Origin of the sequence: Bradyrhizobium sp. 149 (genome assembly GCF_023073915.1) — a bacterium.
Lineage (GTDB): Bacteria > Pseudomonadota > Alphaproteobacteria > Rhizobiales > Xanthobacteraceae > Bradyrhizobium.
In genome coordinates this window covers 366123-383791 of sequence record NZ_JADPKK010000022.1, presented here as the reverse complement: position 1 = coordinate 383791, position 17669 = coordinate 366123, and the positions used below count along the sequence as shown (strand labels likewise).

The 17669-nt window shown below is 63.8% G+C and carries 14 protein-coding genes and 2 tRNA genes; 5 read left to right on the top strand and 11 right to left on the bottom strand.

The window, feature by feature from the left end; translation table 11 throughout:
- The gene (locus IVA88_RS19485) at positions 1 to 963 is read left to right on the top strand and encodes a cation diffusion facilitator family transporter (RefSeq protein ID WP_247498831.1); all 963 of its coding nucleotides are present in this window, start codon (positions 1 to 3) and stop codon (positions 961 to 963) included.
- A gap of 106 nt (positions 964 to 1069) precedes the next feature.
- On the opposite strand, the gene IVA88_RS19480 is transcribed toward IVA88_RS19485, so the two are convergent.
- Positions 1070 to 1930, bottom strand: coding sequence for a methyltransferase domain-containing protein (locus IVA88_RS19480; protein WP_247498830.1), 861 nt, complete (start codon positions 1928 to 1930; stop codon positions 1070 to 1072).
- A gap of 127 nt (positions 1931 to 2057) precedes the next feature.
- Here IVA88_RS19480 and IVA88_RS19475 point away from each other — a divergent pair.
- Positions 2058 to 2134 (top strand) — tRNA-Val (locus IVA88_RS19475).
- Between the two features lie 39 nt (positions 2135 to 2173).
- On the opposite strand, the gene IVA88_RS19470 is transcribed toward IVA88_RS19475, so the two are convergent.
- The 6 genes from IVA88_RS19470 to IVA88_RS19445 all read right to left on the bottom strand — a co-directional run bounded on the left by IVA88_RS19470 (position 2174) and on the right by IVA88_RS19445 (position 9689).
- A complete protein-coding gene (locus IVA88_RS19470) occupies positions 2174 to 2578 on the bottom strand; it encodes a GFA family protein (RefSeq protein WP_247498829.1) in 405 nt (134 codons plus the stop codon).
- Positions 2579 to 2651: 73 nt separating this feature from the next.
- Complete coding sequence (gene lon / locus IVA88_RS19465) at positions 2652 to 5075, bottom strand: endopeptidase La (RefSeq protein ID WP_007603504.1); 2424 nt, start codon at positions 5073 to 5075, stop codon at positions 2652 to 2654.
- A gap of 323 nt (positions 5076 to 5398) precedes the next feature.
- Positions 5399 to 6670, bottom strand: coding sequence for an ATP-dependent Clp protease ATP-binding subunit ClpX (gene clpX, locus IVA88_RS19460; protein WP_007603503.1), 1272 nt, complete (start codon positions 6668 to 6670; stop codon positions 5399 to 5401).
- A 438-nt stretch (positions 6671 to 7108) separates the two neighbouring features.
- Positions 7109 to 7744, bottom strand: coding sequence for an ATP-dependent Clp protease proteolytic subunit (locus IVA88_RS19455; RefSeq protein ID WP_247498828.1), 636 nt, complete (start codon positions 7742 to 7744; stop codon positions 7109 to 7111).
- 325 nt (positions 7745 to 8069) lie between these two features.
- The gene (gene tig, locus IVA88_RS19450) at positions 8070 to 9431 is read right to left on the bottom strand and encodes a trigger factor (RefSeq protein WP_247498827.1); all 1362 of its coding nucleotides are present in this window, start codon (positions 9429 to 9431) and stop codon (positions 8070 to 8072) included.
- A gap of 173 nt (positions 9432 to 9604) precedes the next feature.
- A tRNA-Leu gene (locus IVA88_RS19445) sits at positions 9605 to 9689 on the bottom strand.
- Positions 9690 to 9842: 153 nt separating this feature from the next.
- Between IVA88_RS19445 and IVA88_RS19440 the strand changes: the two genes are divergently transcribed.
- On the top strand, positions 9843 to 11171 hold the full coding sequence (locus IVA88_RS19440) for a multicopper oxidase domain-containing protein (protein ID WP_247498826.1): 1329 nt from the start codon (positions 9843 to 9845) through the stop codon (positions 11169 to 11171).
- A 1-nt stretch (position 11172) separates the two neighbouring features.
- Here IVA88_RS19440 and IVA88_RS19435 read toward each other — a convergent pair whose 3' ends face one another.
- Both IVA88_RS19435 and IVA88_RS19430 read right to left on the bottom strand, forming a co-directional pair.
- Positions 11173 to 11616 (bottom strand): GNAT family N-acetyltransferase, encoded by a 444-nt coding sequence (locus IVA88_RS19435; RefSeq protein WP_247498825.1) that lies wholly within the window; start codon positions 11614 to 11616, stop codon positions 11173 to 11175.
- Positions 11616 to 13115: an NAD(P)H-hydrate dehydratase gene (locus IVA88_RS19430; protein ID WP_247498824.1), complete on the bottom strand. Its 1500-nt coding sequence runs from the start codon at positions 13113 to 13115 to the stop codon at positions 11616 to 11618. The genes IVA88_RS19435 and IVA88_RS19430 overlap by 1 nt, the downstream gene beginning before the upstream one ends.
- 382 nt (positions 13116 to 13497) lie before the next feature.
- On the opposite strand from IVA88_RS19430, the gene IVA88_RS19425 reads away from it, so the two are divergent.
- Positions 13498 to 13836: a P-II family nitrogen regulator gene (locus IVA88_RS19425; protein WP_007603495.1), complete on the top strand. Its 339-nt coding sequence runs from the start codon at positions 13498 to 13500 to the stop codon at positions 13834 to 13836.
- Between the two features lie 153 nt (positions 13837 to 13989).
- A complete protein-coding gene (glnA, locus tag IVA88_RS19420) occupies positions 13990 to 15399 on the top strand; it encodes a type I glutamate--ammonia ligase (RefSeq protein ID WP_106944927.1) in 1410 nt (469 codons plus the stop codon).
- Between the two features lie 77 nt (positions 15400 to 15476).
- Here the strand turns inward: glnA and IVA88_RS19415 are convergent, their stop codons facing one another.
- Together IVA88_RS19415 and IVA88_RS19410 are read right to left on the bottom strand one after the other, a co-directional pair.
- On the bottom strand, positions 15477 to 16235 hold the full coding sequence (locus IVA88_RS19415) for a slipin family protein (protein WP_247498823.1): 759 nt from the start codon (positions 16233 to 16235) through the stop codon (positions 15477 to 15479).
- Positions 16232 to 17617, bottom strand: a complete 1386-nt coding sequence (locus tag IVA88_RS19410) for a nodulation protein NfeD (RefSeq protein ID WP_247498822.1) — start codon at positions 17615 to 17617, stop codon at positions 16232 to 16234. The genes IVA88_RS19415 and IVA88_RS19410 overlap by 4 nt, the downstream gene beginning before the upstream one ends.
- Positions 17618 to 17669: the final 52 nt, after the last annotated feature.

Genomic DNA, 17669 nt, shown 5'->3' with positions numbered 1-17669 from the left:
TTGGGCAGCCACGACCATCACGGTCATCATCATCACGACCATGCCGGCCACAGCCACGATCACGATCATGGTCACGCGCATGTCCATGCGCCCGCCAGTTTCGGCAAGGCGTTCGCGATCGGCATTTCGCTCAACACAGCGCTAGTCGTGGCTGAGGCCGTCTACGGCTATATCGGCAACTCCACGGCCCTGCTTGCGGACGCCGGCCATAACCTCTCCGACGTGCTCGGCCTGGTCGTGGCCTGGGGCGCGTCGATCGCGGCGAGGCGCGCGCCCAGCGGCCGCTTCACTTACGGCCTGCGCGCCTCCACCATCCTGGCGGCGCTGGCGAACGCGGTGTTCCTGCTGGTCGCGACCGGCGCGATCGGCTGGGAAGCGGTGCTGCGCCTGCGCGAACCGGAGCCCGTCGCGGGCATCACCGTGATGGTCGTCGCCGGCATCGGCATCCTCGTCAACGGTTTTACCGCTATGCTGTTCGCGCGCGGCCGCAAAGACGACATCAACATCGAGGGCGCTTATCTGCACATGGCCGCCGATGCTGCGGTCTCGCTCGGCGTCGTCATCTCGGCGGCGCTGATCATCTGGACCGGCTGGCTCTGGCTCGATCCCGTCACCAGCTTGGTCATCTGCGTCACCATCCTCTGGAGCACGACCAGCCTGCTCCGCGGCTCCATCGACATGTCGATGGCGGCGGCCCCCAAAGGCACCGACCTTGCCGCGATAAAAACGTTGCTGCTGGCACGTCCCGGCGTGTCCGCGATCCACGATCTCCACGTCTGGCCGATTTCGACCACCGAGACGGCGCTGACCTGCCACCTCGTCATGCCCACCGGCGCCGGCGATGCATTCCTGGTGGAGACCGCGCAAATGCTGAAGAGCTCCCACCGCATCGGCCACACCACGCTTCAGATCGAGACGCATCCGGACAATGGCTGCGCGCTGGCTCCGGATGATGTGGTGTGATCGTCATAGCGGGCGCAGCGAAGCAAATCCAGCCTGCCTCCCGGGCCATTTCTGGATTGCTTCGTCGCAAGTGCTCCTCGCAATGACGGCGCGGAGAGAGTCGCGCCTACGCCGCCTTTGCCGTCACGATCCAGATCGCGCCCTGGAGCGCCACGTTCTGCCCCTTCAGGAATGGCGCGAGCATCTCGCGGATCGAGGCTTTTGCGGCGGCATACGTCTCTGGCGGATGCCCTTGCAGCGCGCGGCTGGCGGGGCCGATCTGGAGTGAGCCCTCGACCGCGACATCGAGCCCGCCGCCGATCGCGACATCCATCGCGAGGTTGTGCGGCTCCATCGCCACGTCGACGAAGCCCGCGCCTTTCAGGATCCCTGTCACCCGCTCTTCGGAAGCGAAGGCGAACGGGCCCGGCTCCTCCGGCCCGACCGAGGCCATCTTGGGCACATGCTTGTAGACGGCCATCAACGGCGCCATCATCCAGGGATTTTCCTTCGGCTCGCGCCAGCAGGCAAACGCCAGCCGCCCCGTCGGCTTCAGCGCGCGGCGAAGGTTAGTGAAAGACGCGATCGGGTCAGCGAAAAACATCACGCCGAAGCGCGAGGCGAGCAGATCAAAACTCGCCGGCTCGAACGGATGCACCGTCGCATCCGCCAGCACGAAGTCGAGCGGCAGGCCCTTTGGCGCAAACGCACGCGCCTGCGACAGCATCGGATCTGAGACGTCGAGCCCGAGCACAAAGCCGTTCGGGGCCACCGCTTTCGCGAACGCGAACGTCGTCGCCCCGGAGCCGCAGCCGACATCAAGAACGCGCTCACCCGGCTTCGGCCTGGCGCGCTCGATCAGCACCTCGGCAATGGGCCCGAGCAGGCTCTCCTGCGCCGCATGGCGATTGGCCCAGCGCTGCCCGCTCGGCCCGTTCCAATAGGCGATCTGATCGGCGTTTTGCTCGTGTCCGCTAGGTTTTTCCATCGAAGCCTCTGTTGCATAGCTGCGGGTTCATACCATACCGAGCCGGTCGAGCGGCCAGATGAACCCGGTTTCCGACACCACCGCCCCCTTGCTCCTCCCCCTGCGGCAAGGCTAAAGAGGCGCCGTGGGGCGGTTAGCTCAGCTGGTTAGAGCATCTCGTTTACACCGAGAGGGTCCGCGGTTCGAATCCGTGACCGCCCACCAGCCTACGCCGCGCGGCGCAGCGAGGCTGGGCAACCCAGCTCAATCCCCTGGCCGCCCCGGCAGCAGTGGCACCGCGTCGATCCACACCGCCGCGGACCGGCACCAGATCTGCCTGACGGGCCGCAATTTGTCGCGCTGGCGGATGCTGCCCCAGCGGATGCCCCAATCGTCCTTCTGGTCACCCTCGCCGCTCGTGAACAGCGGGGAACCGCAGTCGGCGCAGAAATGCTGAAAGCGCATCCGGCCGTTGTCGCCGCGCTTGCCGTAGATCTTGGGCGTGCCGCCGGTCAGCCGGACATCGGCGCCCGAACAGACGGCCGTCACCCGGAACGGCGAGCCGGTCAGCATCTGGCAATCGGTGCAGTGGCAGACAGACATTGCCTCGGGGTCGATCTCGGCTTCAAAGGTAATCTGGCCGCAATGGCATTGCCCGTCGATGTGCATTGTCGTCATCCGCTGCCCACAACAAAAACGGCGCCCGAAGGCGCCGTTTTATCATCTTTTTCGAGCTGCGATCTCAGTGAGCGGTCAGCCCGCCTGCGGCTTCGTCACCGTCCGGCTTCACCGTCACCTTGGTGTCTTCTTCCCAGACAATCGGCACCGGCTTCTTCACCAAGGCCTTGGCAACGACGTCGTCGAGGCGCGAGACCGGGATGATCTCCATGCCGCCCTTGATCGCATCGGAAATCTCCGTGAGATCCTTGGCATTGTCCTCGGGGATCAGCACCGTCTTGATGCCGCCGCGGGCAGCGGCGAGCAGCTTCTCCTTCAGGCCGCCGATCGGCAGCACGCGGCCGCGCAGCGTGATCTCGCCGGTCATCGCGACATCATGGCGGACCGGGATGCCGGTCATGACCGAGATGATCGCGGTGGCCATAGCCACGCCCGCCGACGGACCGTCCTTCGGCGTCGCGCCTTCCGGCACGTGCACGTGGATGTCGCGGCGGTCGAACAGCGGCGGCTCGATGCCGTAGACGATCGCGCGCGAGCGGACGTAGGACGCCGCCGCCGAGATCGATTCCTTCATCACGTCGCGCAGATTGCCCGTGACCGTCATCTTGCCCTTGCCGGGCATCATGACGCCTTCGATGGTCAGCAGCTCGCCGCCGACATCGGTCCAGGCAAGGCCGGTGACAATGCCGACCTGCGGCTCGCTCTCGATCTCGCCGTAGCGGTACTTCGGCACGCCGAGCAACTCTTCCAGAGTCTTCTCGGTGACCTTGACCGACTTCTTCTTGGAGATCATCAGCTCCTTCACCGCCTTGCGGGCGAGTGTCGAAAGCTCACGCTCCAGGTTACGCACGCCAGCTTCGCGGGTGTAACGGCGGATCAGAAGCAGCAGCGCGTCGTCGTCGATCGAGAACTCCTTGGAGTCCAGGCCGTGCTTGGACACCGCGTTCGGGATCAAATGCTTGCGCGCGATCTCGACCTTCTCGTTCTCGGTGTAGCCCGCGATCCGGATGATCTCCATGCGGTCCATCAACGGGCCCGGAATATTGAGCGTATTCGCGGTCGTGATGAACATCACGTTGGAGAGATCATAGTCGACCTCGAGATAGTGGTCGTTGAAGGTCGCGTTCTGCTCGGGGTCGAGGACCTCGAGCAAGGCCGAGGACGGATCGCCACGGAAGTCGGCGCCCATCTTGTCGATCTCGTCCAGCAGGAACAGCGGATTGGACGACTTCGCCTTCCGCATCGACTGGATGATCTTGCCGGGCATCGAGCCGATATAGGTGCGGCGGTGGCCGCGGATCTCGGCCTCGTCGCGCACGCCGCCGAGCGAGACGCGCACGAATTCGCGCCCGGTCGCCTTCGCGATCGACTTGCCGAGCGAGGTCTTGCCGACGCCGGGGGGGCCGACGAGGCACAGGATCGGGCCGGTCAGCTTGTTGGCGCGCGACTGCACGGCGAGATACTCGACGATGCGGTCCTTGACCTTCTCCAGCCCGTAGTGATCGGCATCCAGAACCGCCTGCGCGGCTTCCAGATCCTTCTTCACCTTGGACTTCTTGTTCCACGGGATCGACAGCAGCCAATCCAGATAGTTGCGCACGACGGTCGCTTCCGCGGACATCGGCGACATCTGGCGCAGCTTCTTCAATTCATGCTGCGCCTTCTCGCGCGCTTCCTTGGAGAGTTTCGTCTTGGAGATCTTCTCTTCGAGATCGGCGAGCTCGTCGCGGCCGTCGTCGTCGCCGAGTTCCTTCTGGATCGCCTTCATCTGCTCGTTGAGATAATACTCGCGCTGGGTCTTCTCCATTTGTCGTTTGACACGAGAACGGATGCGCTTCTCGACCTGGAGCACCGAGATCTCGCTCTCCATCAGGCCAAGCACCTTCTCCAGGCGCTGCGTGACCGAAAGCGTCTCCAGGATGCCCTGGCGATCCGCGATCTTGACGGCGAGATGCGAGGCGACGGTGTCGGCGAGCTTGGCGAAATCGGTGATCGCCTGCACCACGCCGACAACCTCGGCCGAGATCTTCTTGTTGAGCTTCACGTAGCTCTCGAAGTCGGACACGACCGAGCGCGCCATGGCCTCGGCCTCGACCGACTTCGCATCGGTGTCGGCCAGCGCAATCGCGGTCGCTTCGTAATAATCGGCGCGATCGGTGTACTTCTGCACGCGCGCCCGCTCGAGCCCTTCGACCAGCACCTTCACGGTGCCGTCGGGAAGCTTCAAGAGCTGGAGCACGCTGGCAAGCGTACCGGTCTCGTAAATGGAATCGGGTGCCGGATCATCGTCGGACGCGTTCTTCTGGGTCGCTAGCATGATCAGTGCGTCGTTCTTCATCACCTCTTCGAGCGCGCGGATCGACTTCTCGCGGCCGACGAAGAGCGGAACGATCATGTGCGGGAAGACGACGATGTCGCGCAGCGGCAGCACCGGATAGGCGTGCGTTTCGCCATGAACGATGGTTGGCCTGGGTTTTGGATTGGTCATGGCCTTTTCCTTTTGCTTTGCCCCCTTGCACGCAGCCCGCCATGCTCATGCGCAACCGCCACAAGGTGCCGAGGTGATCGGCAAAACCGGTCGGTCCGTTTCAGGTTGGACCGGCTCGCCGGATCGGAACTGAGGCGAATCTTGAAGAGATTTCTCGCTCGCCACCGACATTAGGTGGCTATCGACCGGGGGGGTGTCAAGTCATTGAAAGACGCGCGCCATCAGGCGCTTACGCACGCAAATAAGCGACGCAACACCGGCTGCGAAGATACTTTCCGCAGCCCTTACTTGAGGAGGCGATTGGAGCGTTCCAGCGCCGCAAATCAGGCGCTGGCGTTCTCGACGGCGCGATCTGACCGATCGGCGTAGATGTAGAGCGGACGCGCCGTTCCTTCCACGACTTCGCGGGAAATCACGACTTCTTCCACACCTTCGAGGCCCGGCAGGTCGAACATGGTCTCGAGCAGGATCGCCTCGAGGATCGAACGCAGTCCGCGCGCGCCGGTCTTGCGCTCGATCGCCCTGCGGGCAACCGCGCCAAGCGCCTCGTCTGCGAAGGTCAGCTCGATGTTCTCCATCTCGAACAGCCGTTGGTACTGTTTCACCAGCGCGTTCTTCGGCTCGACCAGGATCTTCTTGAGCGAGGCCTCGTCCAGATCCTCCAGCGTCGCCACCACAGGCAGACGGCCGACGAATTCCGGGATCAGGCCGTACTTCAGGAGATCCTCCGGCTCGACGTGACGGAAGATTTCGCCGGTGCGGCGGTCTTCGGGCGCGAGCACCTGAGCGGCGAAACCGATCGAGGTCGAACGTCCGCGTGCCGAGATGATCTTTTCGAGGCCCGAAAACGCACCACCGCAGATGAACAGGATGTTGGTGGTGTCCACCTGCAGGAATTCCTGCTGCGGATGCTTGCGGCCGCCCTGCGGCGGGACCGAAGCCACCGTGCCTTCCATGATCTTGAGCAGCGCCTGCTGCACGCCCTCACCCGACACGTCGCGCGTGATCGAAGGGTTGTCGGACTTGCGGCTGATCTTGTCGATTTCGTCGATATAGACGATGCCGCGCTGGGCGCGCTCGACATTGTAGTCGGCGGCCTGGAGCAGCTTCAGGATGATGTTCTCGACGTCCTCGCCGACATAGCCGGCCTCGGTCAGCGTCGTCGCATCCGCCATCGTGAACGGCACGTCCAGGATGCGGGCGAGCGTCTGCGCGAGCAGCGTCTTGCCCGAGCCGGTCGGACCGATCAGCAGGATGTTCGACTTCGCAAGCTCGACGTCGTTGTGCTTGGTCTGGTGGTTGAGGCGCTTGTAGTGGTTGTGCACCGCGACCGACAGGACCTTCTTCGCGTGGTTCTGGCCGATCACGTAATCGTCCAGCACCTTGCAGATTTCCTTCGGCGTCGGAATCCCGTCGCGCGACTTCACCAGCGAGGATTTGTTCTCCTCGCGAATGATGTCCATGCAGAGCTCGACGCACTCGTCGCAAATGAAGACCGTGGGACCCGCGATCAGTTTGCGAACCTCGTGCTGGCTCTTGCCGCAGAACGAGCAATATAGCGTGTTCTTGGAGTCGCTCGTGCCGACCTTACTCATTCATGTCTCCGTCCGCGGTTCGATCCCGTCCGCTCGATCGCCCTATTCCGGCACGACAGCCGGTACAGTCCTTCAAATAGAGCAAATTCCGTACCAAAAAAGACCCTACGCGTTACATCCCGTGCGAATCACGGTCACTTGCTTCTCCGCGATCATAGCCGATCGGTCGTAGCGAACCATGCTGTCACCCGACTATCAAGAATTCGCTAATCGGAGGTCGCCGGCTACCCGTGACAATACCGTGATTTCAGGTCTTGGCACGGGCGAAGTGATCGAAATCACCCCGGCGTTGCTGGATTGCCACGAAAAACAAGCACGAAAGCGGAACTTTCTGCCTGTGGCAGGGCGCAAAACTGCGTTTTGCGACGCGCGCACGTGTCCTTAACGTGAACGCCACCCTGTAGACGATCCCGACAAGGGATCGCTGCAACAGTAGTGCTACGGGGTCTTCGCCGACGCAGCCTCTTCGGCGCGCTTGTCGATGACCTTGTCTACCAGGCCGAACTCCTTGGCGTCGTTCGCGGTCAGGAACTTGTCGCGTTCCAGCGCGTCCTCGATCGCCTTGTAGGTCTGGCCGGTGTGTTTCACGTAGATCTCGTTGAGCCGCTTCTTCAGGTTCAGGATTTCCTGGGCGTGCAGCATGATGTCGGTGGCCTGGCCCTGGAAGCCACCGGAGGGCTGATGCACCATGATGCGCGCGTTCGGCAGCGAGAAGCGCATGTCCTTCTCGCCGGCGCAGAGCAGCAGCGAGCCCATCGAGGCGGCCTGGCCCGTGCACAGCGTCGAGACCGGCGGGCGGATGAACTGCATGGTGTCGTAGATCGCGAGGCCCGACGTCACCACGCCGCCCGGCGAGTTGATGTACATCGAGATTTCCTTCTTCGGATTTTCCGCCTCAAGGAACAGAAGCTGCGCGACGATGAGCGTCGACATGCCGTCCTCGACCGGCCCGGTCAGGAAGATGATGCGCTCTTTCAGAAGGCGCGAGAAAATGTCGTAGGCGCGCTCGCCACGGTTGGTCTGCTCGACCACCATGGGCACGAGGTTCATGTAGGTTTCAACCGGATCGCGCATGAGTCACCTAGGTTTTAAGAGGCGGACATCGCCAGTTTTGGCTGCCAGTCGCGGCTGGATCTGCCGGAAGGCCGATGGACGTCCCGTGATGCAGGAACTTGGTAGAAGAACTTGGTAGAAGCGGAAGGCGTAGCGACAGATATAGCCCAATTCGCGCCTGACAAGTGCCGGGCGAATTAAGGCTTAATCCGTGAGGCAGTTGAAGCTGATTCGTACAAAGAGGCCCAGCCGGCCACCTGGCTAGCTCGACCTCTTCGCTGATCATCCTTAATGCAAGGCTCTCTTAAAGGCTCTCCTGGAGCCTTTAAAGGCTCTCCTGGAGCCTTCAGGCCGCGGTCTTCTCCGCCTCGTCGTCCTTGTAGAGATCGTCGCGCGAGACCTTCTTCTCGGTCACCTTGGCGAGCTCGAGGATGAAGTCGACGACCTTGTCCTCATAGATCGGTGCACGAAGCTGGGCCAACGCTTGGGCGTTGCTGCGGTAATAGTCCCAGACCTCCTTCTCGCGGCCGGGCATCGAGCGCGCCCGCTCGATCACGGCGCGGCCGACTTCGTCGTCGGTCACGGAGATCTTGTTCTTCTCGCCGATCTCGGAGAGCACGAGGCCAAGCCGGACGCGGCGGTCCGCGATCTTGCGGTACTCTTCCTTGGCGGCGTCTTCAGTGGTGTCCTCGTCGGCAAAGGTCTTGCCGGCGGAGTCCATCTCGGCCTTGACCGAGTTCCACATCAGGTTGAACTCCTCGTCGACCAGCGAGGGCGGCGCCTCGAAGCGATGCGCCTCGTCGAGGCGGTCGAGCAGCGCGCGCTTGACGCGCTGGCGCGTTGCGGTCGCGAACTCGGCGACCAGCCGCTGGCGTGCCGCTTCCTTCAGCTTGTCCAGAGATTCGAGGCCCAGCGTCTTGGCGAACTCGTCGTCGATCGCGAGATCCTGCGGCGCCTCGATCAGCGTCGCGGTGGTCTCGAACTCGGCCGGCTGGCCGGCGAGCTTGTCGTTCATGTAGTTCTTGGGGAACGCCACCTTCAGCGTGCGGGTCTCGTTGGCGGCGATGCCGATGAGCTGCTCTTCGAAGCCGGGGATGAAGGTGTTGGATCCGATCACGACCTGGATGCCCTCGCCGGCGCCGCCCTCGAAGGCCTCGCCGTTGATGGTGCCCTTGAAGGCGACGGTGACGCGATCGCCCGATTCGGCCTTGCTGCCCTCGGCCTTCGCGGCATAGCCGCGGTTCGAATCGGCAATGCGCTTGATCGCCTCGTCGACGTCGGCGTCGGTGACTTCGGCGACGGGCTTCTCGACCTCAAAGGACTTGAAGTCGGCGAGCGCAATCGACGGCACCACCTCGATCGCAACCGTGTAGGTCAGATCAGTCTTGCCGTTGAGCAGCTCCTCGACCTCGGCCTGCTCGGTCGGCATCGTGATCTTTGGCTCGGTCGCAAGGCGGAAACCGCGCTCGGAGAACAGCTGCGTGTTGGTGTCGCGGATGGTCTGGTCGATGGTCTCGGCCATCACCGAGCGGCCATAGACCTTCTTGAGATGCGTGACCGGCACCTTGCCGGGACGGAAGCCATTGATTTTGACCTTGTCCTTGAGGTCGACGAGCTTGGCACCGGCCTTCGCGTCGAGATCAGAGGCGGGAACGCTGATCCTGAACTCGTGCTTCAAACCTTCCGAGAGGGTTTCTGTGACCTGCATGGCGTCCAATCTTCTTCTCGTTCGGCCCCGGCGCGCATGCGTCGGGACGCTGTCATTAATCGATCCGGCGCAAGGCGAACGCCTCAACGCCGATGGTTCGTCGGACCGGCTTCAGGCGGACAAACATCCGCGCCGGAGCAGATCGCGTAATCCGTGCAAACGCTGAAAGCGCTTGGTGCGGGCGGAGGGACTCGAACCCCCACAACTTTCGTCACTGGAACCTAAATCCAGCGCGTCTACCAGTTCCGCCACGCCCGCGTAAATTTGCATCAAGACCGGCCGCGATGCCGCGGGCGGCGGGCTTATAGCATGTGCCCGCCTGTTCGCAGCAAAAAAATGGCCTGATGGAGGCAGGCTTCAAGTAGGCACGACGGCTGGACTTATCCAGCACGGCGTGGTCCGGATCGCCCCATGAAAACGCGGATCTTCGACCCGACGAGGCGCGAGGTTTTGGCCGGGCTTGGAGCCGGACTTCAGGTCGGCTTTGGAGCCTCCGCGGCCGGGTTGATCGCCGGCGGCGCAGGCCCGCTCGTGACCGCTCAGCTCGCGCTTCAGGCAAGACCGGCGACGCTGGCTCTGAGGCCGGATCAACCGCTGACACCGGTCTGGGAGCTGGCCGCCGTAAGCCACCTTGGGGACGTCCGTCTCAAGCGTGGCGACCGCTGCGAGGTGGTCTTCCGCAACGACCTGCCTGTCCCGCTTGCACCAGTCTGGTACGGCCTCAATGGCCCGGCCGCGGCCGACCCGCTTCGGGGACGCGCCCCGACCACGCCGGACGCGACGGAAACATCAGTTGTTTCAATGCCCAACGCGGGAACCCTGTTGGCCGACTTTCGGCTGTTCGAGGACGGCCTGAAGCAGCCCGCGCGTCCGCTTTCGATCATCGTCACCGAGACCAACCCGGTCGCCGTCGATCGGGACGTGGTCCTCTTGATCGAGGAATGGCGGCTGCGGCCGGATGGGACCGCGCTTCCCCCGGGCTGGGATCCGAAGGACACCACCCCGCTCTACACGATCAATGGGCAAACTTCATTCGAACTCTCAGCTTCGGCCAATGAGCGGCTGCGGCTGCGCTTTATCAACGGCTCCCAACGTTCTGTACTGGCGATCAAATTGGAAAGCCACGAGGTCCAGCTGATGGCTCTGGACGGACAGCCGGCAGAGCCGTTCCCGGCCCGCAACGGTGCCTTGGTGCTGGCCCCCGGCGCACGCGCCGACGCGTTTGTGGATGCGGTCACATCGGCCGCATTCCTGCTGCATGACGGCAAGGAGGCGCGCCAGGTCGGCCGCCTGACGGTCTCCGGCAAGCTTGAGCGGCGCGTGCCGCTGTCGCCGCCGCAGCCGCTCCCTCCGAACGACCTTCCCGACCGGCTCGATCTGAAGGGCGCCCTGCGGTTCGATGTCGCGCTCGGCGCAGCCGACGCCGGTTGGATACAACCGGCAAACTTCTCGACGTCCTCCGCCCCCGCCTTCCGCGCCAAGGCCGGCCGCACTGTCGTGCTGGCCCTCAAGAACCCCGCCTCCGTCGCCACCGTCTTCCACCTCCACGGCCACCATTTCCGCCTGCTCGACAAGCTCGACGACGGCTGGAAGCCCTATTGGCTCGACACGCTCGCGATCGAACCCGGCCAGACCCAGCGCATCGCCTTCGCTGCGGCCTCCCCGGGACGATGGCTGATCGAATTCGTCGCGACCGATTGGGCCGCGCCGCGGCTGGTGCGGTGGTACGGGGTGGAGTGAGCTATCGGCCTGCGCGCGTCCAGAGATAGCGGACGTCGGGTTCTTTCTCCTCGTTTCGGGCCCCGTCGGTCTGCTCGATGAGCGTGAACCCGCGCGCTTGGTAGAAGCGCCGTGCCCGCGCGTTGCGCTGGAAGGTCCAGAGCTCCAGCCGTTCGCAGGCATGCTTGGCGAAATCGAGGAGTTCGGTGCCGACGCCGCCCCCTTGAACAGCAGGAAGCACGTACAGCTGCTCAATCCAGCCGTCACGGAAAGCGATGATCCCGCTCAGGACATCGCCGTCGAAGCGTCCGCACACGCGGCACGTCGCGAAGACGTGCTCGCTGTAGAACCAGCGGTCCTGATCCGGCGTATGCAGCCCAATGAGCCACGGCATCGCATCGTCGAATGCAGCCCGGTGAACTTGCGCCGCCGCGGCCATATCGGTGAGCGCGAGCTGCCTGAGCACTAGTACTCGATCCCCAGCGCATTATAGATTCGCCGATGGACCGCCGGCAGCGTCTCGGTGAGATCCTCCGCGATCAGCCCCGGCCCGGCCTCGCTCCCCGCTTCGCCATGCATCCACACGGCGATGCTGGCGGCTTCGAACGCCGGCACGCCTTGCGCGAGGAGGCCTGCGATGATGCCGGCGAGCACGTCGCCGGCGCCCGCGGTAGCGAGCCAGGGCGGTGCGTTGGCGGCGATGGTGACGCGGCCGTCGGGCGCGGCGATCGTGGTGTCCGGGCCCTTCAGCAGCACGACGGCGCCGGAGCGCTCGGCGGCCGCGCGCACGCGCTCGAGCTTCGAGCGGCCCGGATATTTGTTGCTGAGGTCGGAGAACAGCCGTGGAAACTCGCCCTCGTGCGGCGTCAGCACCACCGCCTTGTCCTGCGACGTCTTGATCGATTCAAACAGGCGCTCGGGACTCGCGGCAAAGCTCGTCAGCGCATCCGCGTCGAGCACCAGATGCCGCTGCGCGTCAAGCGCCGTGTGGACGAGATCGCAAGTGCGCTCGCCGACGCCCGCGCCGGGACCGATCATGCAAGTGTTGTAACGCTTGTCGCCGAGCAGCTCGCCGAACTCGATTGCGGTATCGACGGGGCGAACCATCACCGCGGTGAGCGCAGCCGCGTTGATCGGGAGCGCGTCCCGCGGCGTGGCCAAGGTCACCAGGCCCGCGCCGGCGCGCAACGCCCCGCGCGCGGCGAGCCGCGCCGCACCGGTCGCCGCCGCATCGCCCGAGACCGCGAGAACATGGCCTCGCGCGTATTTGTGGCCGTCGATGCGCGGCACCGGAAAGGCGGCGCCCCAAAAGTCCGGATCGTTCTCAAAAATCCGCGGCGCGATCTCGTCCAGCACCTGCGCGTCGATGCCGATGTCGGCGACACGGACCTGGCCGCAATGCATCCGCCCCGGCAGCAGCAGATGCGCCGGCTTCTTGCGGAAGAAAGTGACGGTCTCGGTGGCGTTCACCGCCACGCCCAGCACGGCCGCGCTGGTGCCGTTGATGCCGCTCGGCAGGTCGACCGCGAGCACCGGTGCCCCGTTGGCGTTGATCGCCTGGATCATCTCACGCGCCTCGCCGTCAACGGGACGGCTGAGGCCCGCGCCGAACAGCGCATCGATGATCAGCGCCGGCTTTCCGATCGCCTGCGGGTTGAACGGGAGCACCGGATGCTTCCAGCCCCGCGCCGCCGAGGCCGCGTCGCCCTGGAGCTGGTCGCGCTCGCACATCAGGATCACCGAGACCTCGCGGCCCTGGGCGGCGAGCTCGGCGGCTGCGACAAAACCGTCGCCGCCATTGTTGCCCGGGCCGGCCACGATCAGGATCGACCCCTGCTCCACCAGCGCGTTGGCGGCCTCCGCGAGCGCCTGGCCGGCGCTGAGCATCAGCTTGAAGCCGGGGGTGCCTGCCGCAATGCTGAGCTGGTCGGCGCGCTGCATTTCGGCGTTGGTCAGAACTTCCATGCCACTTCCCTGGTCCAAAAGCCTCTTCAACAGGCACGTTCCGTGCCGGCCCATCCGACGGAACACCGATCTGCACAGATATTGAACCGCTTGCCTATTTCGTAGCCTCCGGTATTTGTGCGGGTCGGCGCCACCCTATCAGAGCTGCACGTTAAAAGGCTGATAACGCTCCAATAATCAGGGCATTTGCAACTTGGCATAGACCCTGCTTTCGCGGAAGTCGCTTCGGTTCGTCGTGCTCACTGGCATTTATCAGGGTGTGGCCGGCCGTTGTTGCCGGACTTGTCAGGGGCCCCGGCATAGCGAAGACAACATCGTGCTTTAAGAAAAGCGCATCCTGACGAAGACGTTGCTATTTGTTCGAAAGGCCGGGAGGCGCGCAGTGAAGAAAATCGAAGCCATCATCAAGCCATTCAAGCTCGACGAGGTAAAGGAAGCGCTTCAGGAAGTCGGCCTTCAGGGCATCACCGTCACAGAAGCCAAGGGCTTTGGCCGGCAGAAGGGTCATGCCGAGCTCTACCGCGGCGCAGAATACATCGTCGACTTCCTGCCCAAGGTGAAGATCGAGATCGTGATCGGCGACGATCTGGTCGAGCGCGCCATCGACGCAATCCGCCGCGCCGCGCAAACCGGGCGCATCGGCGACGGCAAGATCTTCGTCTCCAACATCGAAGAGGCGATCCGCATCCGAACCGGCGAATCCGGGCTGGACGCTATCTGAGCCGGGTGCTATCCCGCATTTTGCGACGCTCTGACAAGAAATAAGGCTGCTTCGGCGGCCTGATTTCATTTGTGCGGTCGCGCAAAACTCGCCCCAAAGCGAGAATAATTTTGCTCATCTGGAAACCGACCCGCAGAGCCAAAAGGGGTATGCATGAAGACCGCCAAAGACGTCCTGAAATCGATCAAGGACAACGACGTCAAATACGTCGACCTGCGCTTCACCGATCCGCGCGGCAAGTGGCAGCACGTTACGTTCGACATCAGCATGATCGATGAGGACATTTTCGCCGAAGGGACCATGTTCGACGGCTCCTCGATCGCGGGCTGGAAGGCGATCAACGAGTCCGACATGTGCCTGATGCCCGATCCGGTGACCGCGACGATCGATCCGTTCTTCGCCGAGACCACGATGGTCATCACCTGCGACGTGCTCGAGCCGACCACCGGCGAGCCCTACAACCGCGACCCCCGCGGCATCGCCAAGAAGGCCGAGGCGATGGTGAAGTCGATGGGCGTGGGCGACACCGTGTACGTCGGCCCCGAAGCCGAGTTCTTCGTGTTCGACGACGTGCGCTTCTCCGCCAATCCCTACAGCACCGGCTTCCGTCTCGACTCCTCGGAGCTGCCGACCAACTCCGACACCGAATATGAAGGCGGCAATCTCGGCCATCGTGTCCGCACCAAGGGCGGCTACTTCCCGGTGCCGCCGCAGGACTCGGTGCAGGACATGCGCTCGGAGATGCTCGGCGCCATGGCCAAGATGGGCGTGAAGGTCGAGAAGCACCATCACGAAGTCGCCTCCGCCCAGCACGAGCTCGGCATGAAGTTCGACACGTTGACGCTGATGGCCGACCACATGCAGATCTACAAATACTGCATCCACCAGGTCGCGCACATCTATGGCAAGACCGCCACCTTCATGCCGAAGCCGGTCTTCGGCGACAACGGCTCGGGCATGCACGTGCACCAGTCGATCTGGAAGGACGGCAAGCCGGTGTTCGCCGGCAACAAATACGCCGACCTGTCGGAGACCTGCCTCCACTACATCGGCGGCATCATCAAGCACGCCAAGGCGATCAACGCCTTCACCAACCCGTCGACCAACTCCTACAAGCGCTTGGTCCCGGGCTATGAGGCTCCCGTGCTGCTCGCCTACTCCGCGCGCAACCGCTCGGCCTCCTGCCGCATCCCCTACACCGCTTCGCCGAAGGCCAAGCGCGTCGAGGTGCGCTTCCCCGATCCGCTCGCCAATCCCTATCTCGGCTTCGCCGCGATGCTGATGGCAGGCCTCGACGGCATCAAGAACAAGATCGACCCGGGTCCGGCGATGGACAAGGACCTCTACGATCTGCCGAAGGAAGAGCTGAAGCAGATCCCGACGGTGTGCGGCAGCTTGCGCGAGGCGCTGGAAAACCTCGACAAGGACCGCGGCTTCCTGAAGAACGGCGGCGTGTTCGACGACGACTTCATCGACGCCTATATCGAGCTGAAGATGACGGAAGTCGCCCGCTTCGAAATGACCCCGCACCCGGTCGAGTTCGAGATGTACTATTCGGGCTAAGCGGCCCGAAGTTCATGCGACAAGCAAAAGGCGCTCCGCGAGGGGCGCCTTTTCGTTTGAGAGCGTAGGACCTCCAGCTACGGGTTCTCGCGCCGCGGCATCAAATGATCGAGCAGGCCGATGGGCAGCGGAAACACGACGGTCGACGACCGCTCGCCCGCAATGTCGTGCAGAGCCGCGAAGTAACGCAGTTGCATCGCCTGCGGCTCCTGCGCGAGAATCCGGCCGGCCTCGACGAGCTTTTCGGCGGCCTGCTGCTCGCCCATCGCGTTGATCACCTTGGCGCGCCGTAACCGTTCCGCCTCCGCCTGCTTGGCGATCGCGCGCACCATGGTTTCGTTGAGATCGACGTCCTTGATCTCTATGCCGGTCACCTTGATGCCCCAGATGTCGGTCTGCTTGTCGAGTATCTCCTGGATATCGGCGTTCAACCGATCGCGTTCGGCGAGCATCTCATCGAGTTCGTGCTTGCCGAGCACGGAGCGCAGCGTGGTCTGGGCGAGCTGACTGGTCGCAGCCATGTAATCGCCGACCTTGATGATGGCGCGCTCGGGATCGACGATGCGGAAGTAGAGAACGGCGTTCACCTTGACGGGGACGTTGTCGCGCGAAATCACATCCTGAGGCGGCACAACCTGCACCATCACCCTGAGATCGACCTTGACGAGCTGCTGCACGACCGGAATGAGGATGATGAGGCCCGGCCCCTTGACCCCGGTGAAGCGGCCGAGCGTGAAGATGACGCCGCGCTCGTATTCCCTGAGGATGCGAATGGCCTGGCTGAGAAACATGACGACGATCAGCGCAAGCACTGCGTAAATCGAATATTCAATCATCGGAGTTGACCTCCCTCGCCGCTCACAGCGGTCGGACGCCGGACCACCAGCGTCAAGTCGACAATATTGGCGACCTCGACCCTCTCGCCGGGCTTGAAGCTGTCGGCTCCGCGCGCTTGCCAGCGTTCGCCATGCGTAAAGACGTGCCCCTCGTTCTCGTTCCAGTCGAGGACTTCGGCGGCCAGGCCGAGCATGGCTTGCGCGCCGGCCCGCAGCGGGCCGCGGCGGGCGCGCCTGAGCGCGCCGAGCACGACCAGAACGAAGCCTGCGAACATCGCCGCGACGACCGTGATGACCGCCCACGACAGCCGGTAGCCTTGCGCTTCGACCCTGACCAGCATGACGGCGCCGAGCACAAAGGCGACAACGCCTCCAAGGCCGATCACGACGGTCGGATTGAACGCCTCGACGGCGAGGAGCGCGATCCCGACCAGCATCAAGCCGAGGCCGGCATAGTTGATCGGCAGCAAGTTGAGAGCGTAGAGGCCGAGCAGCAGGCAGATCGCCCCGACGATGCCCGGAGCGACTGCGCCGGGAGACATGAATTCGAAGATCAGACCGTAGATGCCGACCATCAGGAGAATGAATGAGACGTTGGGATCGGTGATGACCGCCAGGAATCGGGAGATCCACCCGGGATCAACGGCTTCGATGACGGCATTCTGCGTAGCCAGGTGGTGGGTCTTGCCGCCCGCAAGCTCGACGTCGCGACCATCGATTTGCATAAGCAGGTCGGCCGGATCGCGCGCGACGAGGTCGATGGCGTGCGCCTGCAACGCGCCATTGGCGGACAGGGTGGCGGCCTCACGGACCGCCTTCTCGGCCCAATCGGCATTGCGGCCGCGCAGTTCGGCGAGGCTGCGGATAAAGGCGACGGCATCGTTCGTCACCTTCGCCGTCATCGCGTCCTTGGGCTCGTCCTTCTTGTCCTTGCCGTCCTTGTCCGGGGTGCCACTCGGCAGCCCTGGAAGCGGTCCGCCAATCTGCACCGGCGTCGCAGCACCGATATTGGTGCCTGGCGCCATCGCCGCGATGTGGGCCGCATAAAGGATATAGGTCCCCGCACTCGCCGCGTGGGCGCCGGAGGGAGCGACGTAAGCGACGACGGGGATGGGCGAGGCCAGCACATCCGCGATGATCTCGCGCATGCTGGAATTAAGCCCGCCGGGTGTGTTCATTCTCAGAAGCACGACCTCGGCACGCCGTTCGTTCGCCCTGGCGAAAACCTCCTTCACATAGCTGGCCGACGCAGGGCCAATGGCCCCATCGATCGAAACAACCAGTGCAAGACGGCCGTTCTCCTCCGCTGAACTGGGAAGGAGGCAGCAGATCAAAGCCACGACGCCAATCGCCGCAACGAAAGCCGCCTTCATGGTCTGCACGACAGCGCTCCCTTGCGGAGCATATGGTGCGCGTCTCTTGAACCTCAATGCA

Excerpts from the sequence above, each read along its gene's own strand:
- IVA88_RS19480 (WP_247498830.1), bottom strand. The coding sequence starts at position 1,930 with ATGGAAAAACCTAGCGGACACGAGCAAAACGCCGATCAGATCGCCTAT.
- IVA88_RS19470 (WP_247498829.1), bottom strand. The coding sequence starts at position 2,578 with ATGCACATCGACGGGCAATGCCATTGCGGCCAGATTACCTTTGAAGCC.
- lon (WP_007603504.1), bottom strand. The coding sequence starts at position 5,075 with ATGACCAATCCAAAACCCAGGCCAACCATCGTTCATGGCGAAACGCAC.
- clpX (WP_007603503.1), bottom strand. The coding sequence starts at position 6,670 with ATGAGTAAGGTCGGCACGAGCGACTCCAAGAACACGCTATATTGCTCG.
- IVA88_RS19455 (WP_247498828.1), bottom strand. The coding sequence starts at position 7,744 with ATGCGCGATCCGGTTGAAACCTACATGAACCTCGTGCCCATGGTGGTC.
- tig (WP_247498827.1), bottom strand. The coding sequence starts at position 9,431 with ATGCAGGTCACAGAAACCCTCTCGGAAGGTTTGAAGCACGAGTTCAGG.
- IVA88_RS19440 (WP_247498826.1), top strand. The coding sequence starts at position 9,843 with ATGAAAACGCGGATCTTCGACCCGACGAGGCGCGAGGTTTTGGCCGGG.
- IVA88_RS19430 (WP_247498824.1), bottom strand. The coding sequence starts at position 13,115 with ATGGAAGTTCTGACCAACGCCGAAATGCAGCGCGCCGACCAGCTCAGC.
- glnA (WP_106944927.1), top strand. The coding sequence starts at position 13,990 with ATGAAGACCGCCAAAGACGTCCTGAAATCGATCAAGGACAACGACGTC.
- IVA88_RS19415 (WP_247498823.1), bottom strand. The coding sequence starts at position 16,235 with ATGATTGAATATTCGATTTACGCAGTGCTTGCGCTGATCGTCGTCATG.